The organism is Azospirillum sp. A26 (assembly GCF_042604635.1).
In the GTDB taxonomy this organism is placed as follows: domain Bacteria; phylum Pseudomonadota; class Alphaproteobacteria; order Azospirillales; family Azospirillaceae; genus Azospirillum; species Azospirillum palustre.
Genome location: NZ_CP170472.1, coordinates 2,831,707 through 2,853,593 on the forward strand (window position 1 = coordinate 2,831,707; position 21,887 = coordinate 2,853,593).

At 66.2% G+C, this 21,887-nt stretch carries 31 protein-coding genes; 26 read left to right on the forward strand and 5 right to left on the reverse strand.

Annotated features, from left to right (window positions below):
• Positions 1 to 18: 18 nt before the first annotated feature.
• Entirely contained in the window at positions 19 to 1,104 is a 1,086-nt protein-coding gene (locus tag ABNQ39_RS14170) for a ParA family protein (protein ID WP_376958164.1), read from the reverse strand.
• A 516-nt stretch (positions 1,105 to 1,620) separates the two neighbouring features.
• Here ABNQ39_RS14170 and ABNQ39_RS14175 point away from each other — a divergent pair.
• The 3 genes from ABNQ39_RS14175 to ABNQ39_RS14185 are packed head-to-tail and all read left to right on the forward strand — an operon-like array spanning position 1,621 to position 3,760.
• A complete protein-coding gene (locus tag ABNQ39_RS14175) occupies positions 1,621 to 2,442 on the forward strand; it encodes a hypothetical protein (RefSeq protein ID WP_376958165.1) in 822 nt (273 codons plus the stop codon).
• Positions 2,439 to 3,059, forward strand: coding sequence for an AAA family ATPase (locus ABNQ39_RS14180; RefSeq protein WP_376958166.1), 621 nt, complete (start codon positions 2,439 to 2,441; stop codon positions 3,057 to 3,059). Before ABNQ39_RS14175 ends, ABNQ39_RS14180 begins: the two co-directional genes overlap by 4 nt.
• A gap of 5 nt (positions 3,060 to 3,064) precedes the next feature.
• The gene (locus ABNQ39_RS14185; protein WP_376958167.1) at positions 3,065 to 3,760 is read left to right on the forward strand and encodes a DUF3102 domain-containing protein; all 696 of its coding nucleotides are present in this window, start codon (positions 3,065 to 3,067) and stop codon (positions 3,758 to 3,760) included.
• A 296-nt stretch (positions 3,761 to 4,056) separates the two neighbouring features.
• Here the strand turns inward: ABNQ39_RS14185 and ABNQ39_RS14190 are convergent, their stop codons facing one another.
• From ABNQ39_RS14190 to ABNQ39_RS14200, 3 genes are all read right to left on the reverse strand, one after another.
• Positions 4,057 to 4,623 (reverse strand): hypothetical protein, encoded by a 567-nt coding sequence (locus ABNQ39_RS14190; RefSeq protein ID WP_376958168.1) that lies wholly within the window; start codon positions 4,621 to 4,623, stop codon positions 4,057 to 4,059.
• Positions 4,624 to 4,913: 290 nt separating this feature from the next.
• On the reverse strand, positions 4,914 to 6,179 hold the full coding sequence (locus ABNQ39_RS14195) for a Y-family DNA polymerase (protein ID WP_376958169.1): 1,266 nt from the start codon (positions 6,177 to 6,179) through the stop codon (positions 4,914 to 4,916).
• 2 nt (positions 6,180 to 6,181) lie between these two features.
• Positions 6,182 to 6,721 carry a LexA family protein gene (locus ABNQ39_RS14200; RefSeq protein ID WP_376958170.1) on the reverse strand — a complete coding sequence of 180 codons (540 nt, stop codon included), beginning with the start codon at positions 6,719 to 6,721 and terminating at the stop codon, positions 6,182 to 6,184.
• 112 nt (positions 6,722 to 6,833) lie between these two features.
• Here ABNQ39_RS14200 and ABNQ39_RS14205 point away from each other — a divergent pair, with 112 nt between their 5' ends.
• Positions 6,834 to 7,124, forward strand: a complete 291-nt coding sequence (locus ABNQ39_RS14205) for a hypothetical protein (RefSeq protein WP_376958171.1) — start codon at positions 6,834 to 6,836, stop codon at positions 7,122 to 7,124.
• A 17-nt stretch (positions 7,125 to 7,141) separates the two neighbouring features.
• Here ABNQ39_RS14205 and ABNQ39_RS14210 read toward each other — a convergent pair whose 3' ends face one another.
• Complete coding sequence (locus ABNQ39_RS14210; RefSeq protein ID WP_376958172.1) at positions 7,142 to 7,273, reverse strand: hypothetical protein; 132 nt, start codon at positions 7,271 to 7,273, stop codon at positions 7,142 to 7,144.
• An 18-nt stretch (positions 7,274 to 7,291) separates the two neighbouring features.
• Between ABNQ39_RS14210 and ABNQ39_RS14215 the strand changes: the two genes are divergently transcribed.
• The 22 genes from ABNQ39_RS14215 (at position 7,292) to ABNQ39_RS14320 (ending at position 21,866) form a co-directional block, all read left to right on the forward strand.
• Complete coding sequence (locus tag ABNQ39_RS14215) at positions 7,292 to 7,903, forward strand: hypothetical protein (RefSeq protein WP_376958173.1); 612 nt, start codon at positions 7,292 to 7,294, stop codon at positions 7,901 to 7,903.
• A 103-nt stretch (positions 7,904 to 8,006) separates the two neighbouring features.
• On the forward strand, positions 8,007 to 8,261 hold the full coding sequence (locus tag ABNQ39_RS14220) for a hypothetical protein (RefSeq protein ID WP_376958174.1): 255 nt from the start codon (positions 8,007 to 8,009) through the stop codon (positions 8,259 to 8,261).
• A 12-nt stretch (positions 8,262 to 8,273) separates the two neighbouring features.
• Positions 8,274 to 8,456 (forward strand): hypothetical protein, encoded by a 183-nt coding sequence (locus tag ABNQ39_RS14225; RefSeq protein ID WP_376958175.1) that lies wholly within the window; start codon positions 8,274 to 8,276, stop codon positions 8,454 to 8,456.
• Positions 8,453 to 9,451 (forward strand): tyrosine-type recombinase/integrase, encoded by a 999-nt coding sequence (locus ABNQ39_RS14230; protein ID WP_376958176.1) that lies wholly within the window; start codon positions 8,453 to 8,455, stop codon positions 9,449 to 9,451. Before ABNQ39_RS14225 ends, ABNQ39_RS14230 begins: the two co-directional genes overlap by 4 nt.
• Position 9,452: 1 nt before the next feature.
• Positions 9,453 to 9,959 carry a host-nuclease inhibitor Gam family protein gene (locus ABNQ39_RS14235; RefSeq protein ID WP_376958177.1) on the forward strand — a complete coding sequence of 169 codons (507 nt, stop codon included), beginning with the start codon at positions 9,453 to 9,455 and terminating at the stop codon, positions 9,957 to 9,959.
• Positions 9,960 to 10,031: 72 nt separating this feature from the next.
• Complete coding sequence (locus tag ABNQ39_RS14240; RefSeq protein WP_376958178.1) at positions 10,032 to 10,823, forward strand: DNA-methyltransferase; 792 nt, start codon at positions 10,032 to 10,034, stop codon at positions 10,821 to 10,823.
• On the forward strand, positions 10,820 to 11,083 hold the full coding sequence (locus tag ABNQ39_RS14245; protein WP_376958179.1) for a hypothetical protein: 264 nt from the start codon (positions 10,820 to 10,822) through the stop codon (positions 11,081 to 11,083). The genes ABNQ39_RS14240 and ABNQ39_RS14245 overlap by 4 nt, the downstream gene beginning before the upstream one ends.
• 383 nt (positions 11,084 to 11,466) lie before the next feature.
• Positions 11,467 to 12,213, forward strand: coding sequence for a hypothetical protein (locus ABNQ39_RS14250; RefSeq protein ID WP_376958180.1), 747 nt, complete (start codon positions 11,467 to 11,469; stop codon positions 12,211 to 12,213).
• A gap of 89 nt (positions 12,214 to 12,302) precedes the next feature.
• A complete protein-coding gene (locus ABNQ39_RS14255) occupies positions 12,303 to 12,821 on the forward strand; it encodes a terminase small subunit (protein WP_376958181.1) in 519 nt (172 codons plus the stop codon).
• Positions 12,805 to 14,880, forward strand: a complete 2,076-nt coding sequence (locus ABNQ39_RS14260) for a terminase gpA endonuclease subunit (RefSeq protein WP_376958182.1) — start codon at positions 12,805 to 12,807, stop codon at positions 14,878 to 14,880. The genes ABNQ39_RS14255 and ABNQ39_RS14260 overlap by 17 nt, the downstream gene beginning before the upstream one ends.
• A complete protein-coding gene (locus ABNQ39_RS14265) occupies positions 14,877 to 15,110 on the forward strand; it encodes a phage head-tail joining protein (RefSeq protein ID WP_376958183.1) in 234 nt (77 codons plus the stop codon). Before ABNQ39_RS14260 ends, ABNQ39_RS14265 begins: the two co-directional genes overlap by 4 nt.
• Entirely contained in the window at positions 15,110 to 16,705 is a 1,596-nt protein-coding gene (locus ABNQ39_RS14270; protein ID WP_376958184.1) for a phage portal protein, read from the forward strand. The genes ABNQ39_RS14265 and ABNQ39_RS14270 overlap by 1 nt, the downstream gene beginning before the upstream one ends.
• A 14-nt stretch (positions 16,706 to 16,719) precedes the next feature.
• Positions 16,720 to 17,568, forward strand: coding sequence for a S49 family peptidase (locus ABNQ39_RS14275; RefSeq protein WP_376958185.1), 849 nt, complete (start codon positions 16,720 to 16,722; stop codon positions 17,566 to 17,568).
• A complete protein-coding gene (locus ABNQ39_RS14280; RefSeq protein ID WP_376958186.1) occupies positions 17,565 to 18,104 on the forward strand; it encodes a hypothetical protein in 540 nt (179 codons plus the stop codon). The genes ABNQ39_RS14275 and ABNQ39_RS14280 overlap by 4 nt, the downstream gene beginning before the upstream one ends.
• Complete coding sequence (locus ABNQ39_RS14285; protein ID WP_376958187.1) at positions 18,101 to 18,460, forward strand: head decoration protein; 360 nt, start codon at positions 18,101 to 18,103, stop codon at positions 18,458 to 18,460. The genes ABNQ39_RS14280 and ABNQ39_RS14285 overlap by 4 nt, the downstream gene beginning before the upstream one ends.
• Before the next feature lie 11 nt (positions 18,461 to 18,471).
• Positions 18,472 to 19,497 carry a major capsid protein gene (locus ABNQ39_RS14290; RefSeq protein WP_376958188.1) on the forward strand — a complete coding sequence of 342 codons (1,026 nt, stop codon included), beginning with the start codon at positions 18,472 to 18,474 and terminating at the stop codon, positions 19,495 to 19,497.
• A 3-nt stretch (positions 19,498 to 19,500) separates the two neighbouring features.
• Positions 19,501 to 19,830, forward strand: coding sequence for a hypothetical protein (locus tag ABNQ39_RS14295; protein WP_376958189.1), 330 nt, complete (start codon positions 19,501 to 19,503; stop codon positions 19,828 to 19,830).
• A 6-nt stretch (positions 19,831 to 19,836) separates the two neighbouring features.
• Positions 19,837 to 20,139: a head-tail joining protein gene (locus ABNQ39_RS14300; RefSeq protein WP_376958190.1), complete on the forward strand. Its 303-nt coding sequence runs from the start codon at positions 19,837 to 19,839 to the stop codon at positions 20,137 to 20,139.
• Positions 20,139 to 20,558 (forward strand): hypothetical protein, encoded by a 420-nt coding sequence (locus ABNQ39_RS14305; protein WP_376958191.1) that lies wholly within the window; start codon positions 20,139 to 20,141, stop codon positions 20,556 to 20,558. The genes ABNQ39_RS14300 and ABNQ39_RS14305 overlap by 1 nt, the downstream gene beginning before the upstream one ends.
• Before the next feature lie 92 nt (positions 20,559 to 20,650).
• Positions 20,651 to 21,127 (forward strand): hypothetical protein, encoded by a 477-nt coding sequence (locus ABNQ39_RS14310; protein WP_376958192.1) that lies wholly within the window; start codon positions 20,651 to 20,653, stop codon positions 21,125 to 21,127.
• A gap of 80 nt (positions 21,128 to 21,207) precedes the next feature.
• Positions 21,208 to 21,597, forward strand: a complete 390-nt coding sequence (locus tag ABNQ39_RS14315; RefSeq protein WP_376958193.1) for a hypothetical protein — start codon at positions 21,208 to 21,210, stop codon at positions 21,595 to 21,597.
• A gap of 14 nt (positions 21,598 to 21,611) precedes the next feature.
• Positions 21,612 to 21,866 (forward strand): hypothetical protein, encoded by a 255-nt coding sequence (locus ABNQ39_RS14320; RefSeq protein ID WP_376958194.1) that lies wholly within the window; start codon positions 21,612 to 21,614, stop codon positions 21,864 to 21,866.
• The last annotated feature ends 21 nt before the right edge of the window (positions 21,867 to 21,887 follow it).

A 21,887-nucleotide genomic window follows, 5' to 3' on the forward strand; every position in this document is an offset into this window, starting at 1 on the left:
TAAGGAAAGTTTTGATATTTACATAATTCTTGTTGTGAGATGCTTAATTTCGTCAATTGATAGAGAGTAATTGCCTGCTGGAAGGTTTACTTTCTCTCCATCCGGCATGACGTAGGAGGAGTGCTTTGGAAGAGACATGACTGGTATGCCAAGAGAGGCTGACACTTTTCCAGCGGTGTGAAAATCTTTGATATTTGAGACATAATTCTTCATGAAATCGCTTTTTGTTACGGAAGGCGGATCTGTTTCTGCAAACATCTGAGGGAATCTCGTTTTTTGTTCGTAAGCATAATCAATGATTTCTCCTCTCAATGATTCGTATGCGGTGGCAACTCCTCGGTTTGCCGTGTAATTATTAAAAATGATCTCGTATATCTTAGGAAGGTTAAGGCCAAATTGCTTGATTTGGCCTGGGAATGTAACAATATCCTCTGCGTATTTCTTATTTACTTCTGATGGATATTCTCCATATAGAAGCATGAATATGCCCTTAATTCCTTCAAGAGAGCTATAGTCGGCCATAACCGGAAGTATGACATAGTCCGAAGAAACCAACGCCATTTGCGTATAGATTGAGAAACTAGGATTGCAATCGATGAATACAGTCATCGAAGAATACTTATCTGATTCTTGCTCATACTCAAATTCGCAGAGCTTCCTTATTGAAGTCATATAATCTCTCCAGGAATTTTTATTCGCTGGATTGATTACTGCATAGTTAAGAGCTAGAGAAAGTGACTCGAGAAATGAGTCTCCAGCAATTAAATGTAGATTGCTCGGAATGTTTTTGTTATACGTGTTGACAGAAACACTGTAAGCCTGCCTGGGCTTTGTGGTGAAACTTGAATTGCCTTTCAACATCCAATCAATAAATCCAACAATATTCTTTCTTCCGGCGGTCCTTTGAATCCTCTGGTTGACATTGTAGCCAGCTTGTCCGCCACCAAGAAGGAATTGTGAGGCATTCGCCTGAGGGCACATATCAATTACAAGAACTTTTTTAGAAGGATTGTTTGCTGCATAGTTGGTTGCCAAATTGCAGCATAGCGTCGTTTTTCCAACGCCGCCTTTGTTATTATAGAAAGAATAAACTCTCATTTCCATTTTATGCCCTCTTTTTTGTCCGCTGATTGGAAGACAGCATCTTTGGGTGGTGTATTGAGATGGATCAGTTATCGAAAGAAAGATACACCGTTACGCACCTCAAGTCTTTTCAGGAAGCATCTTATGGTAAGCGTTGTTCGACACGAAGCGCTACAAAAATGTTATATGTAGATTATCATACATGCATATGTTGGTCTCTAAGGAAACATGTGGAAGATCTGGAATGTGGGAAGCACTCTCTCGCTACCCTTGACGCCCCACCCCCAACGGAGCGACTCTTCCCCCGGAGCCTCAGAACCTCCCCACAAGCGGATAGCCGCCCGTGCGATTTTCGCAACGCGGCTCTTTTCATGCCCGGATTCCGTCCGTAGCATGGCCCTTCGTCGGGGGTCGGATAATACAACACCCGCAAGGGGAATAGTCCGGCCTGGCTTGTGCAGGTTCTGAGCCCCCGGCACCAGGGCGGTCCTCAGAAGCCTTCCTGTTGCCGGCAATGCCGCACAAGAGGGCTTCGCCATGATCACCATGGGCGATAACGGGCAAGTCACGCCCACATTATCTCTGTCTGACATCGACACCACTGTCAGCGGCGAGCCGCGTGTTCTCGACCTCCGCCTTGCGGAGGTTCTGGGCTTCTCCCAAGTCCGCGACATTCGAAAGCTCATCGAGCGGCATCGCGAGGTGCTGGAACGGTTCGGGGAGGTTTGCGCCACGGTGGCGCAAACCTCCCGGAAGGGCGGACGCCCCGCCACCGAGTTCTGGCTGACGAAGAAGCAGGCCGTCTATCTCTGCACCAAGGCCGAGACCGAACGCGCCATCACCGTCACCATCCAGATCGTCGAGCTGTTCGACGCCGTGACCGGCGGGGCCGCGCATCCTGCCCTGGCGCCGGTCCTCACCCGCGCCGACCTCGACGCCATCGACCGCCGCGCCCGACGGATCGGGCAGGAGGAGGAGCAACGGGCGCGCTCCGCCCTGACCGACCGGGCGCTCGACCGTCTGCGCCGGGGCGAGCGGATCGACATCGCCTCGCTGTCCGCCGCCCGGCCGGATGAGCCCGCCGCTCTGCCCCCGCCGCCCGCCCGGACCCGCGAGGAGAGCATGGACCTCGCGCTTGCCCATCTGCGCGCCCTGCCGCCCGAGCTGCGGCAGGAGGGCTTCCGCCTGATGCACGCCATCAAGGCCCACAGCGACGCCCTGAAGGCGCTGAAGGCCGCGACCGAGGCGATCAACTCCCCGCTCGACACCATCGCCGAAATCCTGGAACGCGAGGCGACCATCATCCGCCAGACCATCGCCGCCCAGGCGGGCCGGGCAGGGCAGGGGGACCGTGTATGAGGACGATCCTGGTGGTCCAGGGGAAGGGCGGCGGTCCGAAGACCGCCACCGTCCGCAATCTGGCCGTCGCGGCCGCCGTCGCCGGCCGGCGGGTGGGCACGCTCGACACCGACCCGCAAGGCTCGCTGACCCACTGGCACGGCCTGCGCCCGGCCGACGCCGCCCCGATCCTCCACGAACAGCGCCCGCTGGGCGCGGTGACGGAGCGGCCGACTCCGCACGGCCTCGACCTGCTGGTGATCGACACCCCGACCGCGGTGGAGAACTTCGCCCAGGCGACCGCCCTGCTGTTCGACTGCGCCGATCTGGTGCTGGTGCCCGTCCGCCCCGGCCCGGAGGATCTGGTCAGCATGCAGGCCATGCTGCCCTACCTGCGCGCCCGGCGCCGGCCGATGCGTCTGCTGCTGAGCCAGGTCGTGCCGCGCCTGCGCGAGATCGCCGACGCCCGCGCCATTGTCTCCGCCATGGGGGCGGTGGCGCCGGTGGAGATCCCGCAGCTTCAGGAGGTGCCGCGCAGCTTCATCGCCGGGCTGGGCACCGCGGAGATCCCAGGCTCCCGCACCGGCCCGCTGTTCCGCGACCTCTGGCTCCACCTGTCCGCCGCGATGGAGGGCTGACCCGCATGTCCCGATCCGACTCCGGCCCCAAGCCGCCCGCCCACCGCAGCCTGGGCGACGCCCGCCTGTCGATGCTGGCCACCCCGCGCCAGTTGACCACGCGGGCCGAGTTCGCCGCCGACATCCGCCGCGAATGGTCGAACGCGCTGGAGGCGACCATCGCCGTCGGCCGCCGCCTGAACGAGGCCAAGGCGGCTCTGCCCCATGGCGAGTACGAGGCGATGGTGGCGACCGACCTTCCGTTCAGCACCTCCACCGCCCGCAAGCTGCGCGAGATCGCCGCCTTCGTCGATGAGGGGCAGGTGCCGCTGGACCGCCTGCCGGAAGCGATGAGCACCCTCTACGCCATCGCCACCCTGCCGGACGACACCCGCCAGCAGGCCCTGGACGCCGGCACGATCCACCCGGCGGTGACACGTGGGCAGGTGGAGGCGCTGAAGGTGCCGGCGGTGACGCCGGCGCCGGCCCGGCCGGTGGGGGAGGTGGCTGCACCGCCCCCGGCGCCGCCGCGCGAGTCACGCTTCGCGGCGGCGCTGTCGCTGCCGTGGAGCACGGATCCGGACGACCCCGGCGCCATCACCGTCGAGCTGGACGGCGTGCGCCGCTATCTGCTGGTGATGGTCGCACCCGACCCGGCCGCGGCCGAGGTAGTCCGGCATGTGGTGGAGTTGCATAACAGGTTGTTGGAGGGCCTATCGTGATGAGCCTACAGACAGTTGAATTTGTGCCCGAGTTTATATATCGAAACGCTTTCCCTCTTCTCTAAAGATTGATGATTTGGCTACTTTAATAGAGGTCCAGCTTTGATCTATTATTAACAGCCTAATATTCTGGCATCTGTGCTGAGAGGAATGGAGTGGTGCACCCCTATAACTTATCTGATAGCATCCAAATATTGCCGGAAAATCGTTTTCTCAACGAAAATTCGCCACAGCAGATCATAAGGTTTTTTGCAGATAGGGCGAAGGTTTTTGTTGTTAGCAAGATGATATTTCAATCATTTTGGTGTCTCTGGTGTCTCTGGTGTCTCTGGTGTCTCTGGTGTCTCTGGTGTCTCTGGTGTCTCTGGCGTGCAGCTTTCTTGTTCTTCTGTATTGTTTGACGTGCTGTTAATTATCCTCTTGTCATTAAAGTAGTCTGACACCCAGAGAAGAGGGAATATCAGGAGCAAAAGTGGAGGAAGCCATGGAAATATTGATCCCCATCCCCAAAGCACTGTTCCAACTAAAGAAATAACAAAACCGGTTTTGATGGCTTCAATGTCTCTGATAAGCTGATCTCTTTCTTCAATTTCTTCCGTTGTTTGTGGGGCTCGATTGCTGGCAATTCTTGTATCTTGTAAAAATATCTCGCGAGGGCCAAGTCTAAGATATCTTCTGGAAAGAAGTATAAGTCCAAAAACAACTATAAGCGAGGACCAGCGTTCCAAATAGGTCCAGTCATTGAATTTGTATGAAAATACATATCCAAGAAGTATATATACAATCATAAGGATTAGGTATGCTTTTGCATCCACATAGTGGTAGAACCTGTCGATCTTGCGGAAAATGCTAATAAGTGACACGCTGCATACTCTCTTATGTTGATGTTGTTATGATATATTATCGTATTTGCGTTTTGGCTTTCAAGGAATTTATAAGAAGTAGAGGTCATGCATCATCAGTCTCATAAAAGGAAGATCAAGAAACTTAATTCTCTTAAAAGTTAAATCCCTTAAACCATAACGGCATAATGTTTTTTGAAGGCGCTTTGCGTCCAGCTCACATCTCTTCCGGATGCATAAGGACCCCTACTATGCGGTTGGCGTGAAGGTTGGGGTGCCAATCGTTTAACAAGAAAGAGATTCCAGGTCCGTCAGGCCTGCACTACCGGCACTTCGTCCAGCTTCGTGGTATAGCTGGGCGAACGTTGGTCCTGACGCATGCGCCAAGAGCGGCCGATGGTGGCCGCCGGCACAAGGGTGTTCCGTCCCATCTTGGTGTTGACCGCATCGAGCGCGGCCATCAGCTTCGCGCCGCGCTGCCGATCAGCGGCCTGGAGCAGGTCGGGCTGCACCTTTCCCTCCGGGATCAGGCCGGTCAGGATCACGCCGGCCTTGCTCATGTCGTAGCCGTCACGCCAGATCCGGCGGGCGCCAGCGATTGCCGCAGCGATCAGTTGGAAGGTGTCGCTGCTTGCCGGCTGCACCTCCACCGTCACCGCATTGCTGTAGCTTGGACCGGGGCGGAATGGCGAGGTGTGGCAGAACACCTGGACAGCTTCGGTCGCGAGTTTCTCCGCACGAAGCTTCTCCGCCGCCCTGGTGGCGTAGGTCGCCACGGCCTCGCGCATCTCATCCCACACCGTCACCGGCTGGCCGAACGAGCGCGTCACCGCGATGGTTCTACGCGGGTTGGGCGCCAGATCGAGCGGCATGCAGGCGATGCCGCGCAGCTCGTAGACGAGCCTTTCGCCGGTCACCGTCAGCACCTGACGGGCGAGCCGCGGGTCGAGGTCGCGCAAGTCGGCTGCCGTGTGAACCGACAACTTCGCCAGCTTTTCGGCTGATCGCCGCCCTATGCCCCACACTTCAGCGATTGGCACCTGCGCGAGGATCGCTTCCCGAACGTCCGGGCTGGTCATGTCGCAGACGCCGCTATCATCTCGCAAGGCTTTCTTGGCGGCGAAGTTCGCCAGCTTCGCCAGGGTCTTGGAAGGGGCAATCCCGACACAGGTCGGAATGCCAGTCCAGCGCCGCACTGTCCGGCGAATATCGGCGGCATAGGCGGGCAGGGAGCCCGTTATTCCGGTCAGATCGAGGAACGACTCGTCGATCGAATAGACCTCCAGAGCCGGAGCAAAGCCCCGCAGGCAATCGGTCACGCGGGCGCTGAGATCCCCGTAGAGAGCATAGTTGCTGGACAGGACCCGGACATTGTGGCGGCGGACGAGGTCACGAACCTCGAACAGGGGTTGGCCCATGGTGACGCCCAGCGCCTTCAACTCGGCCGACCGGGCGACGAAGCAGCCGTCGTTGTTCGACAGCACACCGACCGGCACCCCCTCCAGCCGCGGGTTGAAGACTCTCTCGCAGCTCACATAGAAATTGTTGCAGTCCACCAGGGCGAAGGTGCTGGCCATCGTCAGCCCCGGTGGATCCGGATTGTCGCGCTGACGACGCCCCAGACTTCGAAGTCGTGGCGATCGGTGACGTCGATGACCTGATACGCGCGATCATCCGACTCCGGTGCGAGGTAATAGCGCCCGCGCCGGACCAGCAGGCGCTTGCACACCAGCTCACCATCCAGCACGGCCACCACAACGTCGTCATGCCGAGCCGTCAGGCTTCGGTCGACGATCGCCAAATCTCCATCGTGGATGCCGGCGCGCGTCATGCTGTGGCCGGAGATGCGCAGGGTGAAGGTGGCGCTGGGGTGCGGCACCAGCACCTCCGCAAGGTCGATGCGGCCTTCGACATAGTCGGCCGCCGGGCTGGGGAAGCCTGCCGAGATCATGGCATCGTATGAGGCAATTGGGCACGAACGCATGTAGACCAATTGCGGCTCGCACATGGCTTCCTCCTTGCTGCTGACACTGGCCGTCAGGATGGCGCTGCATAGGAACTTTTCAAGAACATTGATCGGTTGACAGCGGTTCCACGAAGCCATGAGGGGGAAAAGCAACAAAAAATCCTGTCCGCGCAATTTGTCGCAAGGAATTGGTAATCCTTTTGGGCAAACAATCCTAACGACCCTGGCGGATGTGTGCCGCCGGGTGGTCGCCGGAGGTCGCCCCATGCTTGCCAATGATTCCAAGCTGATGCCTGTATTCCTCGCCTATGAAGCGCTGGGCAGCGGCGATGCCGACCACATCGAGGCTTTGCGTGGCAACTTGGAGGAGGTCCTGGTCAAGGGTGACATCCTGACGCCACAAGACCTCTTCGCCAAAGCGCGTTACCTGCAACACACCGGCCGCATCGATCCGGGGCAGATCTCCATGGAGGCCCTGGACACGCTGGTGGTGGGAATCGGTATGCTGTTTCCTGGCGCGCTGTGCCAGCCGGTGGCCGTGCCGGTTGCAGCCTGATCGGGGGCATCGTGGCCTTAGCCTTTGCCCACTGCGACACTCGCCGGCGCCTCGACCTTGAAAGCCTGGTGACCTGGGCGTTGCGCGATCAGCAGGCCGACCGTGTCCAGTCCGGCCTCTTCGACATTGAGGCCGCGGCGAATGACCATGGATGGGAGCCTCAAGGGGTGAGCGGCGACGGCGTGGCCGAGCTGCTGCGCCGCCATGAGACCGGCGACCGGGTGGACGGCGGCGGACCGGTGCGCGGCATCGCCGTGACGGTCCATCCCGATGCCGAGGCGGTGGCCAACGCGGTGGGGTGGCTGGACCCGTGGCAGCGGCGCCTCGTCCGCTTCCATGGGCGATCCGGCACCCGGCCGGACTGGCTGCCGCTGGTGCCTGCCATGGTCGCGGTGAAGCGGCCGAGCGAGGCGCGCGGCCGATACCGGCATGTCACGGCCGAGCGGTGGGAGTTCGTGCCGACGCGGTCGGAGCTGGCCAAGCGCTATGTGCTGCGCGGGCAATCGCTCTTCGACGCCCGCGGGCAGCGCCGGATCGTCGAGGACGAGCGGGGTTTCCACTTCCGCTCCTTCGGCGATGGGCGCCGGCAGGTGCAGGTGAAATGGTGCCCGCTGGAGCCTGCCCACAGCGATGCCGACATCGTCGAGGCCAACACCGATTATGCCGGCTGGCACGCCGGGATGACGGAACTGCTGGAGCGAATCGGCGGCTGGAGCCTGCGCGATCATGTGCTCACCGGCTTTAGCGTGCCTGCAACGCCATGGGAATATAATCCTTGACGAAAGGTCAATACCTTGACAGGGTGAGCGGGACGAATTGCGTGTGAAGGAAGGCCCGCCCGGCAGATGTCGCGGCGGGCCTTCTGCTGTCCGGGGGCTGGCCATGCGGACCGAATGGGACGGCGTGCTGTGCCTTCAGCTCGGTCCGGTGGATCGTCATTTCGCCGTGCGCATCACCTACCAGGGCGGACCTTTCCGCGCCGACATCGAGGCCATCGATATCCGGACCCGGCAGGGCTGGATCCGCGCGCCCTGGCTGATCGAGCTGGTGGAGGAGTGCGCGCCTCTCTTCGACATGCTGCGCGATCACGCCGCCGGCCGGCTGGCCGATGCACGGACGGTCGTGCAGCTTTCCTGACAGGACAGCAGGATGGACGAGCTGATCCGCGAGGCGGTCGCCGCCGGCGCCGGCCTCACCCGTTACAGCGACCCGGTGACGGTGTGCCCATCGGACGGCGCGGTCGAGTTCTTCGGCCAGCAGGTCGCGGCGATGCTGCGCGAGCTGCCGGAGGACATGACCGTGGCCGAGCTGCGCGACGCCATCGACGGATGAGCCTTCCCGTCCTTCCGGGCGATCCGGCCGGACAGGACGTCAGCGACGCCCGCCACGCCCCGGCGCTGCGGCTGGACCGCATCCAGGAACACCTGCTGGACGCCTTCTATGCCGGGCGCTCGGCCAACACGGTGCGGGCCTACCGGCGGGATCATGAGGATTTCCGGACTTTCGTCGCCCGGCAGGATGGGCTCGCCGCCTTCGCCGCCACCGCCGAACAGGCGGTGCGGATGCTGCTGGCGGTGGAGCATGGGCAGGCCAACGCCCTGGCGCTGGGCTACCGCACCGACATGCTGCGGCGCCAGCTCCAACCCGCCACCGTCAACCGCCGGCTGGCGGCGCTGCGGTCGGTGGTCAAGCTGGGCAACACGCTGGGCCTGGTCAGCTGGACGCTGGACGCGGAGAACGTCGATTCCGTTGCCTACCGCGACACGCGGGGACCGGGGCGGGACGGCGTGCGGGCCATGGTGGCGCAAGCCAAGGAGCGCACCGACGCCAAGGGCCTGCGCGACACCGCCATCGTCCGGCTGCTGCACGACGTGGCCTTGCGCCGCGGCGAGGTGGTGTCGCTGGACCTGGAGCATTACGAGAGCCGGCGCGGCACCGTCGCGGTGCTGGGCAAGGGGCGGACCCAGCGCGAGCGGGTCACCCTGCCGGCCGCCACCAGGGCGGCGCTCGATGCGTGGATCGCGGTGCGGGGGAAGGACCCCGGACCGCTGTTCCATCGCCTCGATGCCGCCGGCCGGGGCGAGGGGCGCCTGACCGGCGCCGCCGTCTATGACGTGGTGCGTGAGCTGGGCGCCGGGGTGGGCATCGCCACCCGGCCGCACGGGCTGCGGCACTCGGCCATCACCGCGGCGCTGGACGCCAGCAACGGCAACATCCGGGCGGTGCAGCGCTTCAGCCGGCATCGCAACGTCCAGACCCTGCAGATCTACGACGACAACCGCGCCGATCTGGCTGGCCAGATGGCGGCGCTCATTGCGGAGGATTGACATGGGCGAGACCGTCGCCGCTCCGGTGCGCAGGGTGCGCACCCAGGACCAAGCCGCGGCCGTTGTCGGCCGGATCGGCGCTGCGCAGGCGCAGCTCGGCCGGCTGAAGGCCTCGCTGGACGTGGCTGTCGCCCAGGCCAACCTCGCCTACGAGACCGCGGCGGCGGTGCTGCGCACGGCCATCGCCGCCGACACGGAGCTGTTGCGCGGCTACTTCGACGCCAACCGGGCCAGCCTGCTGACCGGGACCAAGAAGTCGGTGGCGCTGCCCACCGGCATGATCGGCGTGAAGAAGACGACGGCCAAGCTGGTGGTGGCGGATGTCGACGCGCTGCTGAAGCGGCTGGAGGAAGACCGCAAGCTGCGGCGCTTCCTCCGTACCAAGAGCGAGGTCGACCGGGCCGCCCTGCTGGCGGAGCCGAAGGTGGCGGTGACCATCCCCGGCGTCTCCATCGATGGCGGGGATGATGCCTTCTTCGTCAAGCCGCTGATGGTGGCGACTGCCTGAAACCGAGCTTGCGAAAATCGGCATTATCGCAAGCTACCCCCTGAAAAACGGCTGAAATCCAAGGCTTCCGCAATGATCTCCCAATCCGTGACGATCGGCGCCGCGACGCTGATGCTGGGCGACTGCATCGACCGGATGCGGGAGCTTCCCGACAGCTCGGTCGGCCTGGTGCTGACCGACGTTCCCTATTCCAGCGGGGCCACCCGTGAGGCCGGCCGCACTGCCTACGGCAAGACCATGACGCGGTCGACCAAGGGCGCCAGCGACCGGTGGTTCGGCTCCGACAGCCTGAGCACGCGCGGCTTCTTCCACCTGCTGCGCAGCTGCGCCATGGAGTGGCAGCGGGTATTGAAGCCGGGTGGCCATGTGCTGGCCTTCATCGACTGGCGCATGGGCGATCATCTGGCCGATGCCATCGACGGGGGCGAGGCCGCGCTGTTCCTGTCCGGCCATGCGGCCGACGCCATGGAAAGCGCCGACCTGAAGCGGGTGGGGCTGCTGGTGTGGGACAAGACCTATTTCGGCATGGGGACGCACTTCCGTCACCAGCACGAGCTGATCCACCACTTCACCAAGGGCAAGGGCACGGAGCCGCTGCGCCGGAACGTCGCCAACGTGCTGCGTCATGCGCCGGTGCGGTTCGGCGCCCACCCGACGGAGAAGCCGGTGGGGCTGCTGGCCGAGCTGATCGGCACCGTCTGCCCGCCGGGCGAGACGGTGCTCGACCCGTTCTTCGGCAGCGCGTCGGCCGGCCATGCCGCCCTGACCACGGACCGGCGCTTCATCGGCATCGAGCGCGACCGGCGCTATTTCGAGGCTGGCTGGCAGCGGCTGGCCAACCTCACCGAGGAACTGGCGGCATGACCATGCATCTGGAGGACGTGATGCACGGCCTCACCGCCCGCACCGCCACCGACGGCGTCATCGTCACGATCGGCGGCACCATGGGCTGGTGGCTCGACGCCCTGCATGGGCCGGCGCAGGAACTGGCCTTCTGGGGCACGGTGGCGCTGGTGGCCGGGCGGCTGGTGCTGCTGGCGCTCGACGTCCGGGACCGCCTCCGCCGGCCATCCAAAGTGTTCACGCGTGAACACTTTGACAGTGGCGCCGACCCCAGACAGTGAGGGGATGTAGGGGCGTGCCAACGTTTTACGGACGAGCGGGCAGCCACCCTACATCATTGCAGCGAGGGCAACCGCTGCCATCACAGGATGGGCAGATAACCCAGTCATCGTTGCTCCATCGGATGACAACCTCGCCTTCGCAGCGTCCGGAAGCGGTCTGGGCCATGCACACGTCAAAGACGGGTGCCAATGCGTAGTACGGTTTTCGGCAGGACAGGCAGACGGCGATTGGTTGATTCTTCTCGCCCATGGCAGCATCCGATCGTCTGGAGTGCTTCGGTGAAAATCACTCTCATTATACTCTCCGTTGGTGTCAAAGGGCTTGGTGCCGCACGCAGTTGTATGAAATCTGCGACTTATGCGCCGACTGGAATGTTCACAGAGTGACCGAGCCACGGATTCATGCGTCTGCCCAGCGGATTAAGGCTGCGCTGCGCCAGTACGGAGACCAGCTCACCCGCTACGCCCTGCCAATGGCGCTGACCAGGACGGCGCAGGACGCAAAGCTGGCGGTGCAGCAGGCGCTGCCGGAGACCTTCGACCGGCCGACGCCCTACACGATCAAGTCCACCTTCGTCCGGCCCGCCACCAAGGCGGACCCGGTGGCCTGGGTGGGCTTCAAAGACGATGCCGGCAAGGGCACACCGGCGGCGCGCTACCTGCTGCCGAATGTCGAGGGCGGGCCGCGCCGGGACAAGCGGATGGAGCGCCAGCTGCGGGCCGCCGGCCTGCTGCCGGCCGGCATGTTCGCCGTCCCCGGTGAGGAAGCCAGGCTGGACGCCTACGGCAACATGCGGCGGTCCGAGGTGGTGCGCATCCTGTCGCAGACCCGGGCCTTCGGAGAGCAGGGATACACGGCCAACCGGAGCGACAGCGCCCGCAGCAGGAAGAAGCGGCGGCGCAACGGCTACTTCGCCGCTCTGCCGGGCAACGCCGGCGGGCTGCCGCCGGGCATCTACCAGCGCGACGGCGCCGACGCCCGGCCGGTGGTGATCTTCGTTCGGGCGCCGAGCTACCGCCCGCGCTTCCGCTTCCACGACATCGTCGAGCGGGCGGTGCGGGCCAACATCGGCCGGCGGCTGGAGGAGGCGGTGCGGACGGTCAACGCCCGCTTCGCCGCCCGGCGGTGACGGGTCCTTCCGGGGGGTACCACCCACGAGGGTAATTCGGGCCGCACCGGTCCACCCTCTGAGAAATTTTCGGATCGAGGTTTTTGTTTATGTCCAAACCGGGCCAACGGGTGAACCGGGCGGAGCTGGCCGACCTGTTCGGCGTCAGCCTGCCCACCGTCGACGCGTGGGTGCGCGACGGCTGCCCCTTCGCGGAGAAGGGGGCCAAGGGCCGGGAATGGGCCTTCGCGACCGCCGACGTCCACCGCTGGCTGGTGGACCGCGCCGTGGCCGACGTCGCCGCCGGCTACGAGGGCGAGATCGGCGTCATCACCGCCGACGAAGCCAAGCGCCGCAAGGCGGTGGCCGATGCGGTGGTGGCCGAGATCAAGGCCGACGAGGCGCTGAACGAAGTGGTGAACCGCCATGAGGCCGCGGCCGACGTCGCCGGCTTCTGCATTTCCTTGCGCACCGGCCTGTCCAACGCGGTGGCCAAGATCGCCGGCCGCGCCGCGGCGATGACCGGGGCGCCGGAAATCCAGGCGATGGCGGAGACGGAAATCAACCGGGCCTTCGACGCCGCCCGCGACGAGCTGGTCAAGAGCTGGGGCGATGAACCGCGGGTTTGAGGCGGCGGCGCGGGTCAGCGCCCACCGTCACGGCGATTACCGGACCGGGCGGGGCGAGCTGCGCCGGGCGCTGCTGGCCCTGTTCGAGGGCAGCCTGAAGTTCCAGGAGCGCATGAGCGGCTCGGTGTGGGCCGAGCGCTTCGGCTGGATCCCGAAGGGCACCGGGGCCGAGCACGGCAAGGTGACGCTCTACGGCTACCAGCGTGGTCTGGTGGACCTGATGTGCGATCCGGCTGTGCCGCTGCTGACCGTGCTGAAGGCGGCGCGCGTCGGCTACACGCGCTGTGCCACGCTGGCGGTGGCCTACCACCTCCACCAGGACCCGACGCTGTGCGCCATCGCCCAGCCGACGATCCCGGACGCGGAAGACTTCGGCAGCGGGGAAATCGCCCCGATGCTGCGCGACACGCCGGCGCTGAAGCCGCTGATGCGGCCGACCCGCAAGGGGGAGAAGCAGGACAACGCCACCTTCTACCAGCTGAGCAACGGCGCCAGCGTGCGCGTGGTCGGCGCCGCGTCGGACGATGCCTTCCGCCGCTATTCGGCCCGCTTCCTGTTCGCCGACGAAATCGACGGCGACGGCTGGACGCCCGGGGCCAAGACCCAGGGCGACAAGCTCAAGCTGTTCTGGACCCGCGGCGAAACCTTCTGGAACCGCTCGATGGTGCGCGGTTCCACCCCGCTGCTGTACGAGACGAGCCGGGTGTGGAAGCTATGGCTGGCGTCGGACCAGCGCCGATACTTCGTGCCGTGCCCGCAATGCTCGGATGCCACCGGCCAGCTCGACGGCTGGCAGTATCTGGACTGGGGCGGGCCGGACGTGCCGCACGGGCTGAAATGGAGCCTGGACGCCGAAGGCACCCTGGACAAGGTGTGGTACGTCGGCACCTGCGGCTGCGTCATCGAGGAGCGGCACAAGGCGTGGATGGACGCCAACGGCGAATGGCGCCCGACCGCCAAGGCGAAGGTGCCCGGCCATGTCGGCATGCACCTGTGGACGGGCATGTCGCTCAATCCCAACGCCGCCTGGACGGTGATCGTCCAGGAATGGCTGGAGGCGCAGGCCGACCCGGCCAGCCTGGTGCAGCCTTTCATGAACCTGCGGCTGGGCCGCCCCTATCGGGCGATCTATGGGCAGGAGGTGAAGAGCAGCAGCTTCATCGACCGCATGGAGCCGTACCCGGCCGAAGTGCCGGCGGGGGTGGAGTTCATCACCGTCGGGGTGGACGTCCAGTCCGGCAAGGTGAACCCGCGGCTGGAGGCCTCCGTCTACGGTTGGGGCCGCGGGCTGGAGGTCTGGCTGATCGGCCATTTCGTCCTGCCGGGCGATCCGGCCAAGGGCGAGGTGTGGGCAGCGCTGGACGATGGCGTGCTGCTGCGCCGCTTCCGCAAGCCGGACGGCACCACGCTGGACGTGCGGGCCAGCTGCATCGACAGCGGCGGCCACCACACGCAGGAGGTCTATGCCTTCGCCAACAAGCGCCGCTCCCGCCGGGTGTGGGCGATCAAGGGCCGCTCGGAAAGCCGGGGCCAGCGGGGCAAGGTGTGGCCGCGCAAGCCGTCCAGCAAGCTGGGCCATGTCTGGTACATGATCGGCGGCAACGCCGCGCGTGACTGGGCCTATGGCAGCCTGGCGGTGGACAAGCCCGGGCCGCGCCATGTGCATTTCCCACAGGCGCCGGTCGACGGTGCCCGCGAGTTGGACGACGAGTTCTTCGCCCAGCTCACCCGCGAGCGGCTGATCGTCCCGCGCGGCCAGCAATACACGGTGTGGCAGAAGCCGTCGGAAGCCCATGAGGCCGGGGTGTGCTTCGTCTATGCCTACGCCGCCGTGTGCGGCCTTCAGGCGCTGTCCGGCAAATACGTCAAGCTGGGCGAGGCGGAAGTCGATGCAGCGCCCGCTGAAGCCGTTGGCGATACCGACGCGGAACCGACACCGGCCGACGCGATCGCCGCGGCGGTGGCGCGGGCGCGCAGGCTGAGCCAGCCGGCCGTAGCCGTCCAACCGGTGGCGCTGGCGCCGCCGGCCTCGACCGACAAAGGGGAGCTGTACCTATGACCGACGTCACCACCCTGGAGGCGTGGCTCGCCGACGCGCGGGCCGCGCACCATGCCCTGCGGCTCGGCCGGCAGACGGTCAGCGTGCGCTTCGGCGACCGCGTGGTCGAATACGCCCCGGCCAACGCGACCCAGCTGGCCAGCTACATCGCCTCGCTGGAGCGCCAGATCGCTGCGGCCAAGGGCCGGCGCGGTCCGGCGGTGTCGCCCTATGTCCGGACGATCGGTTGATGACCACCGCTCCCGTCATCCTCGACCGGCACGGCCGACCGATCACCCAGGGCGAGATCCGGCGGGCGCGGGTGCAGGCGGCGATGGGCGCCTTTCTCGCCGGATCCGGCAACGCGCCCGAGCTGCGCGACTGGACGCCGGCGGCGGGCTCGCCCGATGCCGACCTCGACGGCGACCGCCAGACCATCGTCGCCCGTGCCCGCGACCTGGAGCGTAACGACGCCCTGGTCTCCGGTGCCGTCCAGTCGCTGAAGGACAGCGCCATCGGCTTCGGGCTGGATTTCCAGTCGATGCCGGACTACCGCGCGCTGGGCATCGGCCGCGACGAGGCGCAGGAGGCCGCGCGGCGGATCGAGTCGATCTGGCACGAGTGGAGCGAGGACCGCGACGCCTGCGATGTCACCGGCCAGCTGCCCTTCGGCGCGATGCTGCGCCAGTCGGTGCAGTCCGACCTTGTCGTCGGCGAAAGTCTGCAACTGGCGCTGTGGCTGCCGGAGCGGCAGCGCCGGCTGGGCAGCCGCTTCGCCACCGTCATGCAGACGGTGGAGGCCGACCGCCTGTCCAACCCGCAGGACCGCATCGGCGATCCGCGCCTGCGCGACGGTGTCGAGATCGACGAGTACGGGGCACCCGTCGCCTACCATGTCCGCAGCAGCCACCCGGGCGACCTGTTCATGCCGTGGGCGATGGCGGCGGCGGAGTGGCAGCGGGTGCCGTTGCGCGGGCCGGGCGGACGGCGGGTGGTGATCCACTCCTTCGACCAGAAGCGGCCGGGCCAGCACCGCGGCGTGTCGGTCTTCGCGCCGGTGATGACCGAGTTGAAGCAACGCGCCCGGTTCCAGCGGGCCGAGCTGCAGGCGGCGGTGGTCAATGCGGTGATCGCCGCGGTGCTGGAAAGCCCGGCCGACGGCCAGACGCTGCTGGACCTGTTCGGCGACGCCAACAGCTACATGGACATGCGCAACGCCCAGCCGTCGGTCCAACTCGGCATCGGCCCGGGCGGCGCCATCCCGCGGCTGCTGCCCGGCGAGACGCTGAAGGGCTACTCGAGCAACCGCCCCAGCGCCGGCATGGACGGGTTCGTCACCACGGTCAGCCGGCTGATCGCCACCGGCATCGGCATGACCTACGAGACGTTCATGCGCGACTTCTCCAAGACCAACTACTCCAGCGCCCGCGCCTCGCTGCTGGAGGGCTGGCGCTTCGTGCTGTTCCTGCGCATGCACAAGACCCTGACCTGGTGCCGGCCGACGCTCGACCTGGTGCTGGAGGAGGCGGTGTGGCGCGGCTATCTCGACCTGCCGGGCTTTTCGGAAAGCCGGGCGCGGCGGCAGGCGTGGCTGCGCGGGGTGTGGCGCGGTCCGGCCCGTGGCTGGGTGGACCCGGTCAAGGAAATCACCGCTGCGGCGATGCGGGTGCGGCTCGGCATCTCCACCCTGCGCGACGAGGCGCTGGACCAGGGCCGCGACCTCGATGACCTGCTGGACCAGATCGCGCTGGAGCAGGAGGCGCTGAAGGCGCGCGGGCTGACCCTGCCCGAAGTCAACTTCATGCCCACCCCTGACCAGCCCGAGCCGGCTGCCGCCGGCGCGTAACGGAGCCTTTCGACATGCTGAAGACGATGCAGCCCGTGCTGGTGTCCCCAGCCTGGGCCGAGACGGCGGCTGCCCGCATGGTGCAGCTGACCGAGGCGAACCGCGCCGGCGGGGAGCTGCCGGCCGGCTGCACCCGGCTGGGCGAGGTCAACGGCACGCGACGGCCCTACGAGGTCGACCGGGGCGTGGCGGTGGTGTCGGTCGCCGGGCTGCTGGTGCCCAAGCTGGGCTACATCGGCAGCAGCTGGGTCACGGGCTACGACGGGCTGCGCTTCCAACTGGCGCACGCCTTCGCCGATCCGGACGTCCGCGCCGTCTGCCTCGACATCGACAGCGGCGGCGGCATCGCCCAGGGCTGTTTCGACCTGGTGGACTGGATCGTCGCCGCGAAGAAGGCCGCGGCCAAGCCGGTGGGGGCGATCTGCAGCGAAGAGGCTTATTCCGCCGCCTACGCCATCGCCTGCGCCGCCGACAGCATCGCGGTGCCGCGCACCGGTGGGGTGGGATCGATCGGCGTCTGGCTGATGCACTGGGACTATTCCCGCATGCTGGAGGAGGCCGGGCTGAAGCCGACCATCGTCCAGTCCGGCGCCCACAAGACCGACGGTCACCCCTACGCCGCGCTGCCCGAGGCGGTGCGTGCCGAGTGGCAGGGGCAGGTCGACGCGCTGCGCCAGCTCTTCGCCGAAACCGTCGCCCGCGCCCGCGGCATCGACGTGGCGGCGGTCCTCGCCACAGAGGCCCGCTGCTTTGAGGGGCCGGTCGGCACCGCCGAGGCCGTGCGCCTTGGGCTGGCCGATGCGGTCCTGCCACCCGACCGGGCCTTTTCGGCCCTGGTGGATCATGTGAGGGACACCCAGTGAAGACGTTCAGCTTCGCTCACCTGAACCCCTTCGGCCGCTCCAAGGCGGCGGACGGGGAGACCCAGGCGGGCACCGACACCACCAAGACCGGCACCGGCGACGGCGCCGACCAGGAAGACCAGCAGGACCAGGAAGACGGCAAGGAGACGCCTGCGCCGGGTGACGGCGACGGTGGCGACAAGACCGCCGGCAGCCAGCAGGCCGCCGCCCCGAGCGAGCGCGAGCGAGGCGCCGCGATCTTCGCCGCGTCGGCCGCTGCCGGCCGCGTCCAGCTCGCCGCCCATCTGGCTTTCAACACCGACCTGACGGTCGAGCAGGCCTGTGCCGTGTTGGAGGCCGCTCCCATCGGCGCCACCGAGCCCGGCGCCTCCACCGGCAACCCGCTGGCACTCGCCGCCATGGACGCCCACCCCAACCCGACCGTCGGCGCCTCCACCGACGCCGCCACCATGAGCGACGACCAGAAGGCCGCCGCCGCGGTGCTGGCCAGCATGGCCGCCGTCGGGCTCATTCCCAAGAAGGACGGCACCCGATGACCTCCGCCAGCTTCTCCTCCATGACCAGTCAGCCGCTGCCGTCCCTGATCGCCGGCGACTTCCCGCGCGTCACCCGGCTGGTGACGATCGCCAGCGGCGCCGGCGTGCTCCCGGCTGGCGCCGTGCTCGGCCGCATCGCCGCCAGCAAGACGTTCACCCTGTCGGCCGCCGCCTCCAGCGACGGCTCCGAAGCGGTGCGCGCGGTGCTGGCCGAACCGGTGGACGCCACCGCGGCCGACATCCAGGCCGTCGTCTACTTCACCGGTGAGTTCAACCCGGGCGAACTGACCTTCGGCGCCGGCCACTCCGCCGCGTCGGCGGCCGACGCGCTGCGCGACCTGTCGATCTTCCTCTGAGGACCCCACCCATGGACATCTATTCGACCCTTGCCATGCTGGGGGTGCTGCAGTCGCTGCGCGCCAAGGCCCCCCGCTTCCTGCTGAACATGTTCTTCCCGCTGGCCAGCTTCAGCGACGACGAAAAGATCGTCTTCGACGTCGAGGTCGATGACATCGAGATCGCCCCTTTCGTCTCGCCGCTCGCTGCCGGCCGCGTCGGGTCGGACACCGGCTATGAAACCAGGATGTTCGCCCCGGCCTATGTGAAGCCGCTGCACGACATCAAGCCGGGCGAGCCGCTGCGCCGGCTGGCCGGGGAACCGCTGACCGGCACCCTGTCGGCCGGCGCCCGCGAGCAAGCCATTCTGGGCAGTAAGCTGCAGCGCCAGCTGAACCAGATCCTGCGCCGCAAAGAGGTGATGGCGGCCGAGGTCCTGCGCACCGGCAAGTGCGTGGTGAAGGGCGACGATTACCCGGAGGTCCTGGTGGACTTCCAGCGTGACGGCGATCTGTCGCTGGTGCTGTCCGGCGCCGCCCGCTGGGGCGAGGCCGGGGTGTCGCCCTATGCCGACATGTCGGAATGGATCGACCTGGTGGGGCGGAAGTCCGGCGCCGCGGTCAATGTCGTGGTGATGGACGCCAAGGCCTGGGCCCTGTTCGAGGCCGACTCCAAGCTGGAGAAGGTGCTCGACCGCAACCTGGGGCAGGCCGCCATCGTGCAGATGGGCTTCCAGCCCGGCGTGCCCGGTACCCCGGTGTTCAAGGGCCGGATCGGCATGGTGGAGTTCTATACGTACAACGATACGTACAAGGACAATGGCGCCACCAAGGAGCTGCTGTCGGATCACACGGTGCTGCTGGGCGCCACCGGCGCCATGGAGGGCATCCAGGCCCATGGCGCCATCCTCGACCCGCGCGCCGGCTACCAGGCCCTGGAGGTCTTCCCCAAGAGCTGGATCGAAGAGAACCCGGGCCGGCGCATGCTGCTGAGCCAGTCGGCGCCGCTGGTCTACCCGCGGCGTCCCAACGCCTGCATGTGCGCGACGGTGAGGTGATCCATGGCCAAGCTGCGCCTGCTGGCCACCGTGAAGGTGGCCAGGGAGACCACGTTGCGGCCGGGGGCCGTCATCGAGGTCAAGGATCCGGAGGACGAGCAGGCCGCCTCGCTGGTGGCCCGCGGCTTCGCCCGCTGGGTGAAGGCTGGCGAGGTGGCCGAGGGGGAAGAGCTGCCGCTCGACCGCATCATCGCGGCGATCGGCAAGCTGGACCCGGCCAACGCCAAGCACTTCAAGGGCGGCAAGCCGGAGCTGAAGGCGCTGGGCGACGTGCTGGGGGCGGACGTCACCGCCGACCAGCGTGACCGGGCCTGGGCCGCTCTGCAGGGGTGATCGGCCATGGTCTTCGATGACCTCAACGCCGCCTGTGTCGGTGCCTTCGGTGAGCCGGCGGTGATCCGCCGGCCCGGCCGGTCCGACGTCACTGTCATCGGCATCTTCGACCGCCGGCACTACCAGGTGGAGACCGACGACGGGCCGGTCTCCACGCTGATGACCTCGCTGGCCGTGGTCGACGCCGACATGGGCGGACCGGTGCCCGCCGGCGCCGCCATCGAGGTGCGCGGCCTGCCCTTCACGGTGTCCGAGCCGCGGCCGGACGGACAGGGTATGACCGTCCTGCTGCTGCGGGAGGCGCGTTGATGCATCCCCGCACCCGGATCCGCACCGCCATCGCTGCGGCGCTGGGGGCCGTCGCCCCCGTCACCGCCAACCGGGACGATCCGCTGCAGCCGGACGCGCTGCCCTGCATCGGCCTGTTCACGCCGGATGAGGCGATACAGGAACTCACCATGGGCAGCCGGCGCCAGATGCGGCGCATGGACCTCTATGTCGATGGCTACGTCCGCGCCGGCGCCGACCTGGACGACCGGCTCGACGCCATGGCCCTGCGCATCGAGCAGGCGATTGCTGCTGGCGGCAGGTTCGGCGGGACGCTGGACCGCATCGAGCTGGTACGGACCGTCACCGACCGCCTGACCGGCGGCGAGATGAAGGCCGGGGTGACCCGCCTGCAGTTCGCCGTGACCTACCAGACCGGTTTCGGCCAGCCCACCGCCTAAGTCCGACGCCTGAACCCTCCGGAATCTCCGGAGCTTCCCCAGCCGCCCGGTTTTCGGGCGGCCTTTTCTTTGCCCGAAGGAGGGGCATACCCATGAGCGGCAACGCTGTTCAGAGCGCCGGCACGCGCCTGTTCCTTTCCACCACCGCCCTGTGCACCACCGAAGCGCAGTACAAGGCGCTCGCCTGGACCGAGGTCGAAGAGATCGAGGACATCGGCGCCTTCGGCGAGACCTTCGAAAAGGTCACTTACAAGACGCTGGGCGACGGGGCCGTCCACAAGAAGAAGGGCACCGTCGACTACGGTTCGGGCACGCTGAAGCTGGCCCGCGTTCCGACCGGCGCCGGCCAGACGGCGATCCGCGCCGCGGCGAAGAACCGCAAGGCGGCCTACAACGTCAAGATCGAGTTCGACGACGCTCCGGACGGCGGCACGCCGACGACGATCTACCTGCGCGCCTACGTCATGTCCTACACCACCGAAATCGGCGGCAACGACAAGGTGATCGAGGCCAGCGTCGGCCTCGAAATCGACGCCGAGCCGATCGAGGTGGCGGCCGACGCGCCGTAAGCGCCGGAGCCAACCTCCCCCTATGCCGGCAGCCCGCCCTGGCTGCCGGCCTTTCTCCCCGTCCAAAGCGAGATCCTGCCATGACCGTCCCCAGCACGGCGCCGCGCTTCGCGCACGGCGTGATGACCGTCAGCCTCGACGGCGAAGACGTCGAGCTGTTCGCCAACGTCCGCGCCTCGCGCACCATCTGCCGCCTGTATGGCGGGCTGCAGCAGGCCTTCACCAACACCAACGCCTTCGACTTCGACACGCTGGTGAATGTCGTCAACGCCGCCGCCGGCCGCGTCGGCAAGCAGGCCGAAGCCACCGCCGAGGCGATCTTCGCCGAGGGTGTCGTCGTCGTGGCGCCGCAGGTGCTGCTGTTCCTCAATTTCCTCGCCGGCGGTGGCAAGGCGCCGAAGACGGACGCCGCCAAGGCCGGGAAGGCCGAACCGGAGAGCGAGGCCGCCGCGTCGGGGGAAGCCGGCTGACCTTCCCGGAGTACATGGACCGGATGTTCCAGTACGCCACGGGCTGGCTGGGATGGTCGCGCAGCGAGGCATTGGACGCCCCGTTCCCCGACATCCAGCTGGCCCTGGACGGGAAGGTCGATTTCCTCGCTGCCACCACACCGGGGGCCAAGCGCCAGAAGCGCAAGCCCAAGGACACGGCGGAGCTGAAGGAGCGGGCGCGGGCCGTGTTCGGCCTGAAGCGCCCGGGTCCAGACATGGGCATGGGCAAGGGCAGGGGCGCCGGGTGACCGGCGCCCTTTCTGTTTTCG

Excerpts from the sequence above, each read along its gene's own strand:
- ABNQ39_RS14285 (WP_376958187.1), top strand. The coding sequence starts at position 18,101 with ATGACCTCCGCCAGCTTCTCCTCCATGACCAGTCAGCCGCTGCCGTCC.
- ABNQ39_RS14195 (WP_376958169.1), bottom strand. The coding sequence starts at position 6,179 with ATGGCCAGCACCTTCGCCCTGGTGGACTGCAACAATTTCTATGTGAGC.
- ABNQ39_RS14260 (WP_376958182.1), top strand. The coding sequence starts at position 12,805 with ATGAACCGCGGGTTTGAGGCGGCGGCGCGGGTCAGCGCCCACCGTCAC.
- ABNQ39_RS14300 (WP_376958190.1), top strand. The coding sequence starts at position 19,837 with ATGGTCTTCGATGACCTCAACGCCGCCTGTGTCGGTGCCTTCGGTGAG.
- ABNQ39_RS14255 (WP_376958181.1), top strand. The coding sequence starts at position 12,303 with ATGTCCAAACCGGGCCAACGGGTGAACCGGGCGGAGCTGGCCGACCTG.
- ABNQ39_RS14175 (WP_376958165.1), top strand. The coding sequence starts at position 1,621 with ATGATCACCATGGGCGATAACGGGCAAGTCACGCCCACATTATCTCTG.
- ABNQ39_RS14270 (WP_376958184.1), top strand. The coding sequence starts at position 15,110 with ATGACCACCGCTCCCGTCATCCTCGACCGGCACGGCCGACCGATCACC.
- ABNQ39_RS14310 (WP_376958192.1), top strand. The coding sequence starts at position 20,651 with ATGAGCGGCAACGCTGTTCAGAGCGCCGGCACGCGCCTGTTCCTTTCC.
- ABNQ39_RS14265 (WP_376958183.1), top strand. The coding sequence starts at position 14,877 with ATGACCGACGTCACCACCCTGGAGGCGTGGCTCGCCGACGCGCGGGCC.
- ABNQ39_RS14210 (WP_376958172.1), bottom strand. The coding sequence starts at position 7,273 with ATGGTCATTCGCCGCGGCCTCAATGTCGAAGAGGCCGGACTGGACACG.
- ABNQ39_RS14205 (WP_376958171.1), top strand. The coding sequence starts at position 6,834 with ATGCTTGCCAATGATTCCAAGCTGATGCCTGTATTCCTCGCCTATGAA.
- ABNQ39_RS14290 (WP_376958188.1), top strand. The coding sequence starts at position 18,472 with ATGGACATCTATTCGACCCTTGCCATGCTGGGGGTGCTGCAGTCGCTG.
- ABNQ39_RS14320 (WP_376958194.1), top strand. The coding sequence starts at position 21,612 with ATGGACCGGATGTTCCAGTACGCCACGGGCTGGCTGGGATGGTCGCGC.
- ABNQ39_RS14230 (WP_376958176.1), top strand. The coding sequence starts at position 8,453 with ATGAGCCTTCCCGTCCTTCCGGGCGATCCGGCCGGACAGGACGTCAGC.
- ABNQ39_RS14295 (WP_376958189.1), top strand. The coding sequence starts at position 19,501 with ATGGCCAAGCTGCGCCTGCTGGCCACCGTGAAGGTGGCCAGGGAGACC.
- ABNQ39_RS14170 (WP_376958164.1), bottom strand. The coding sequence starts at position 1,104 with ATGGAAATGAGAGTTTATTCTTTCTATAATAACAAAGGCGGCGTTGGA.
- ABNQ39_RS14180 (WP_376958166.1), top strand. The coding sequence starts at position 2,439 with ATGAGGACGATCCTGGTGGTCCAGGGGAAGGGCGGCGGTCCGAAGACC.
- ABNQ39_RS14225 (WP_376958175.1), top strand. The coding sequence starts at position 8,274 with ATGGACGAGCTGATCCGCGAGGCGGTCGCCGCCGGCGCCGGCCTCACC.
- ABNQ39_RS14275 (WP_376958185.1), top strand. The coding sequence starts at position 16,720 with ATGCTGAAGACGATGCAGCCCGTGCTGGTGTCCCCAGCCTGGGCCGAG.
- ABNQ39_RS14235 (WP_376958177.1), top strand. The coding sequence starts at position 9,453 with ATGGGCGAGACCGTCGCCGCTCCGGTGCGCAGGGTGCGCACCCAGGAC.
- ABNQ39_RS14315 (WP_376958193.1), top strand. The coding sequence starts at position 21,208 with ATGACCGTCCCCAGCACGGCGCCGCGCTTCGCGCACGGCGTGATGACC.
- ABNQ39_RS14245 (WP_376958179.1), top strand. The coding sequence starts at position 10,820 with ATGACCATGCATCTGGAGGACGTGATGCACGGCCTCACCGCCCGCACC.
- ABNQ39_RS14220 (WP_376958174.1), top strand. The coding sequence starts at position 8,007 with ATGCGGACCGAATGGGACGGCGTGCTGTGCCTTCAGCTCGGTCCGGTG.
- ABNQ39_RS14185 (WP_376958167.1), top strand. The coding sequence starts at position 3,065 with ATGTCCCGATCCGACTCCGGCCCCAAGCCGCCCGCCCACCGCAGCCTG.
- ABNQ39_RS14240 (WP_376958178.1), top strand. The coding sequence starts at position 10,032 with ATGATCTCCCAATCCGTGACGATCGGCGCCGCGACGCTGATGCTGGGC.
- ABNQ39_RS14305 (WP_376958191.1), top strand. The coding sequence starts at position 20,139 with ATGCATCCCCGCACCCGGATCCGCACCGCCATCGCTGCGGCGCTGGGG.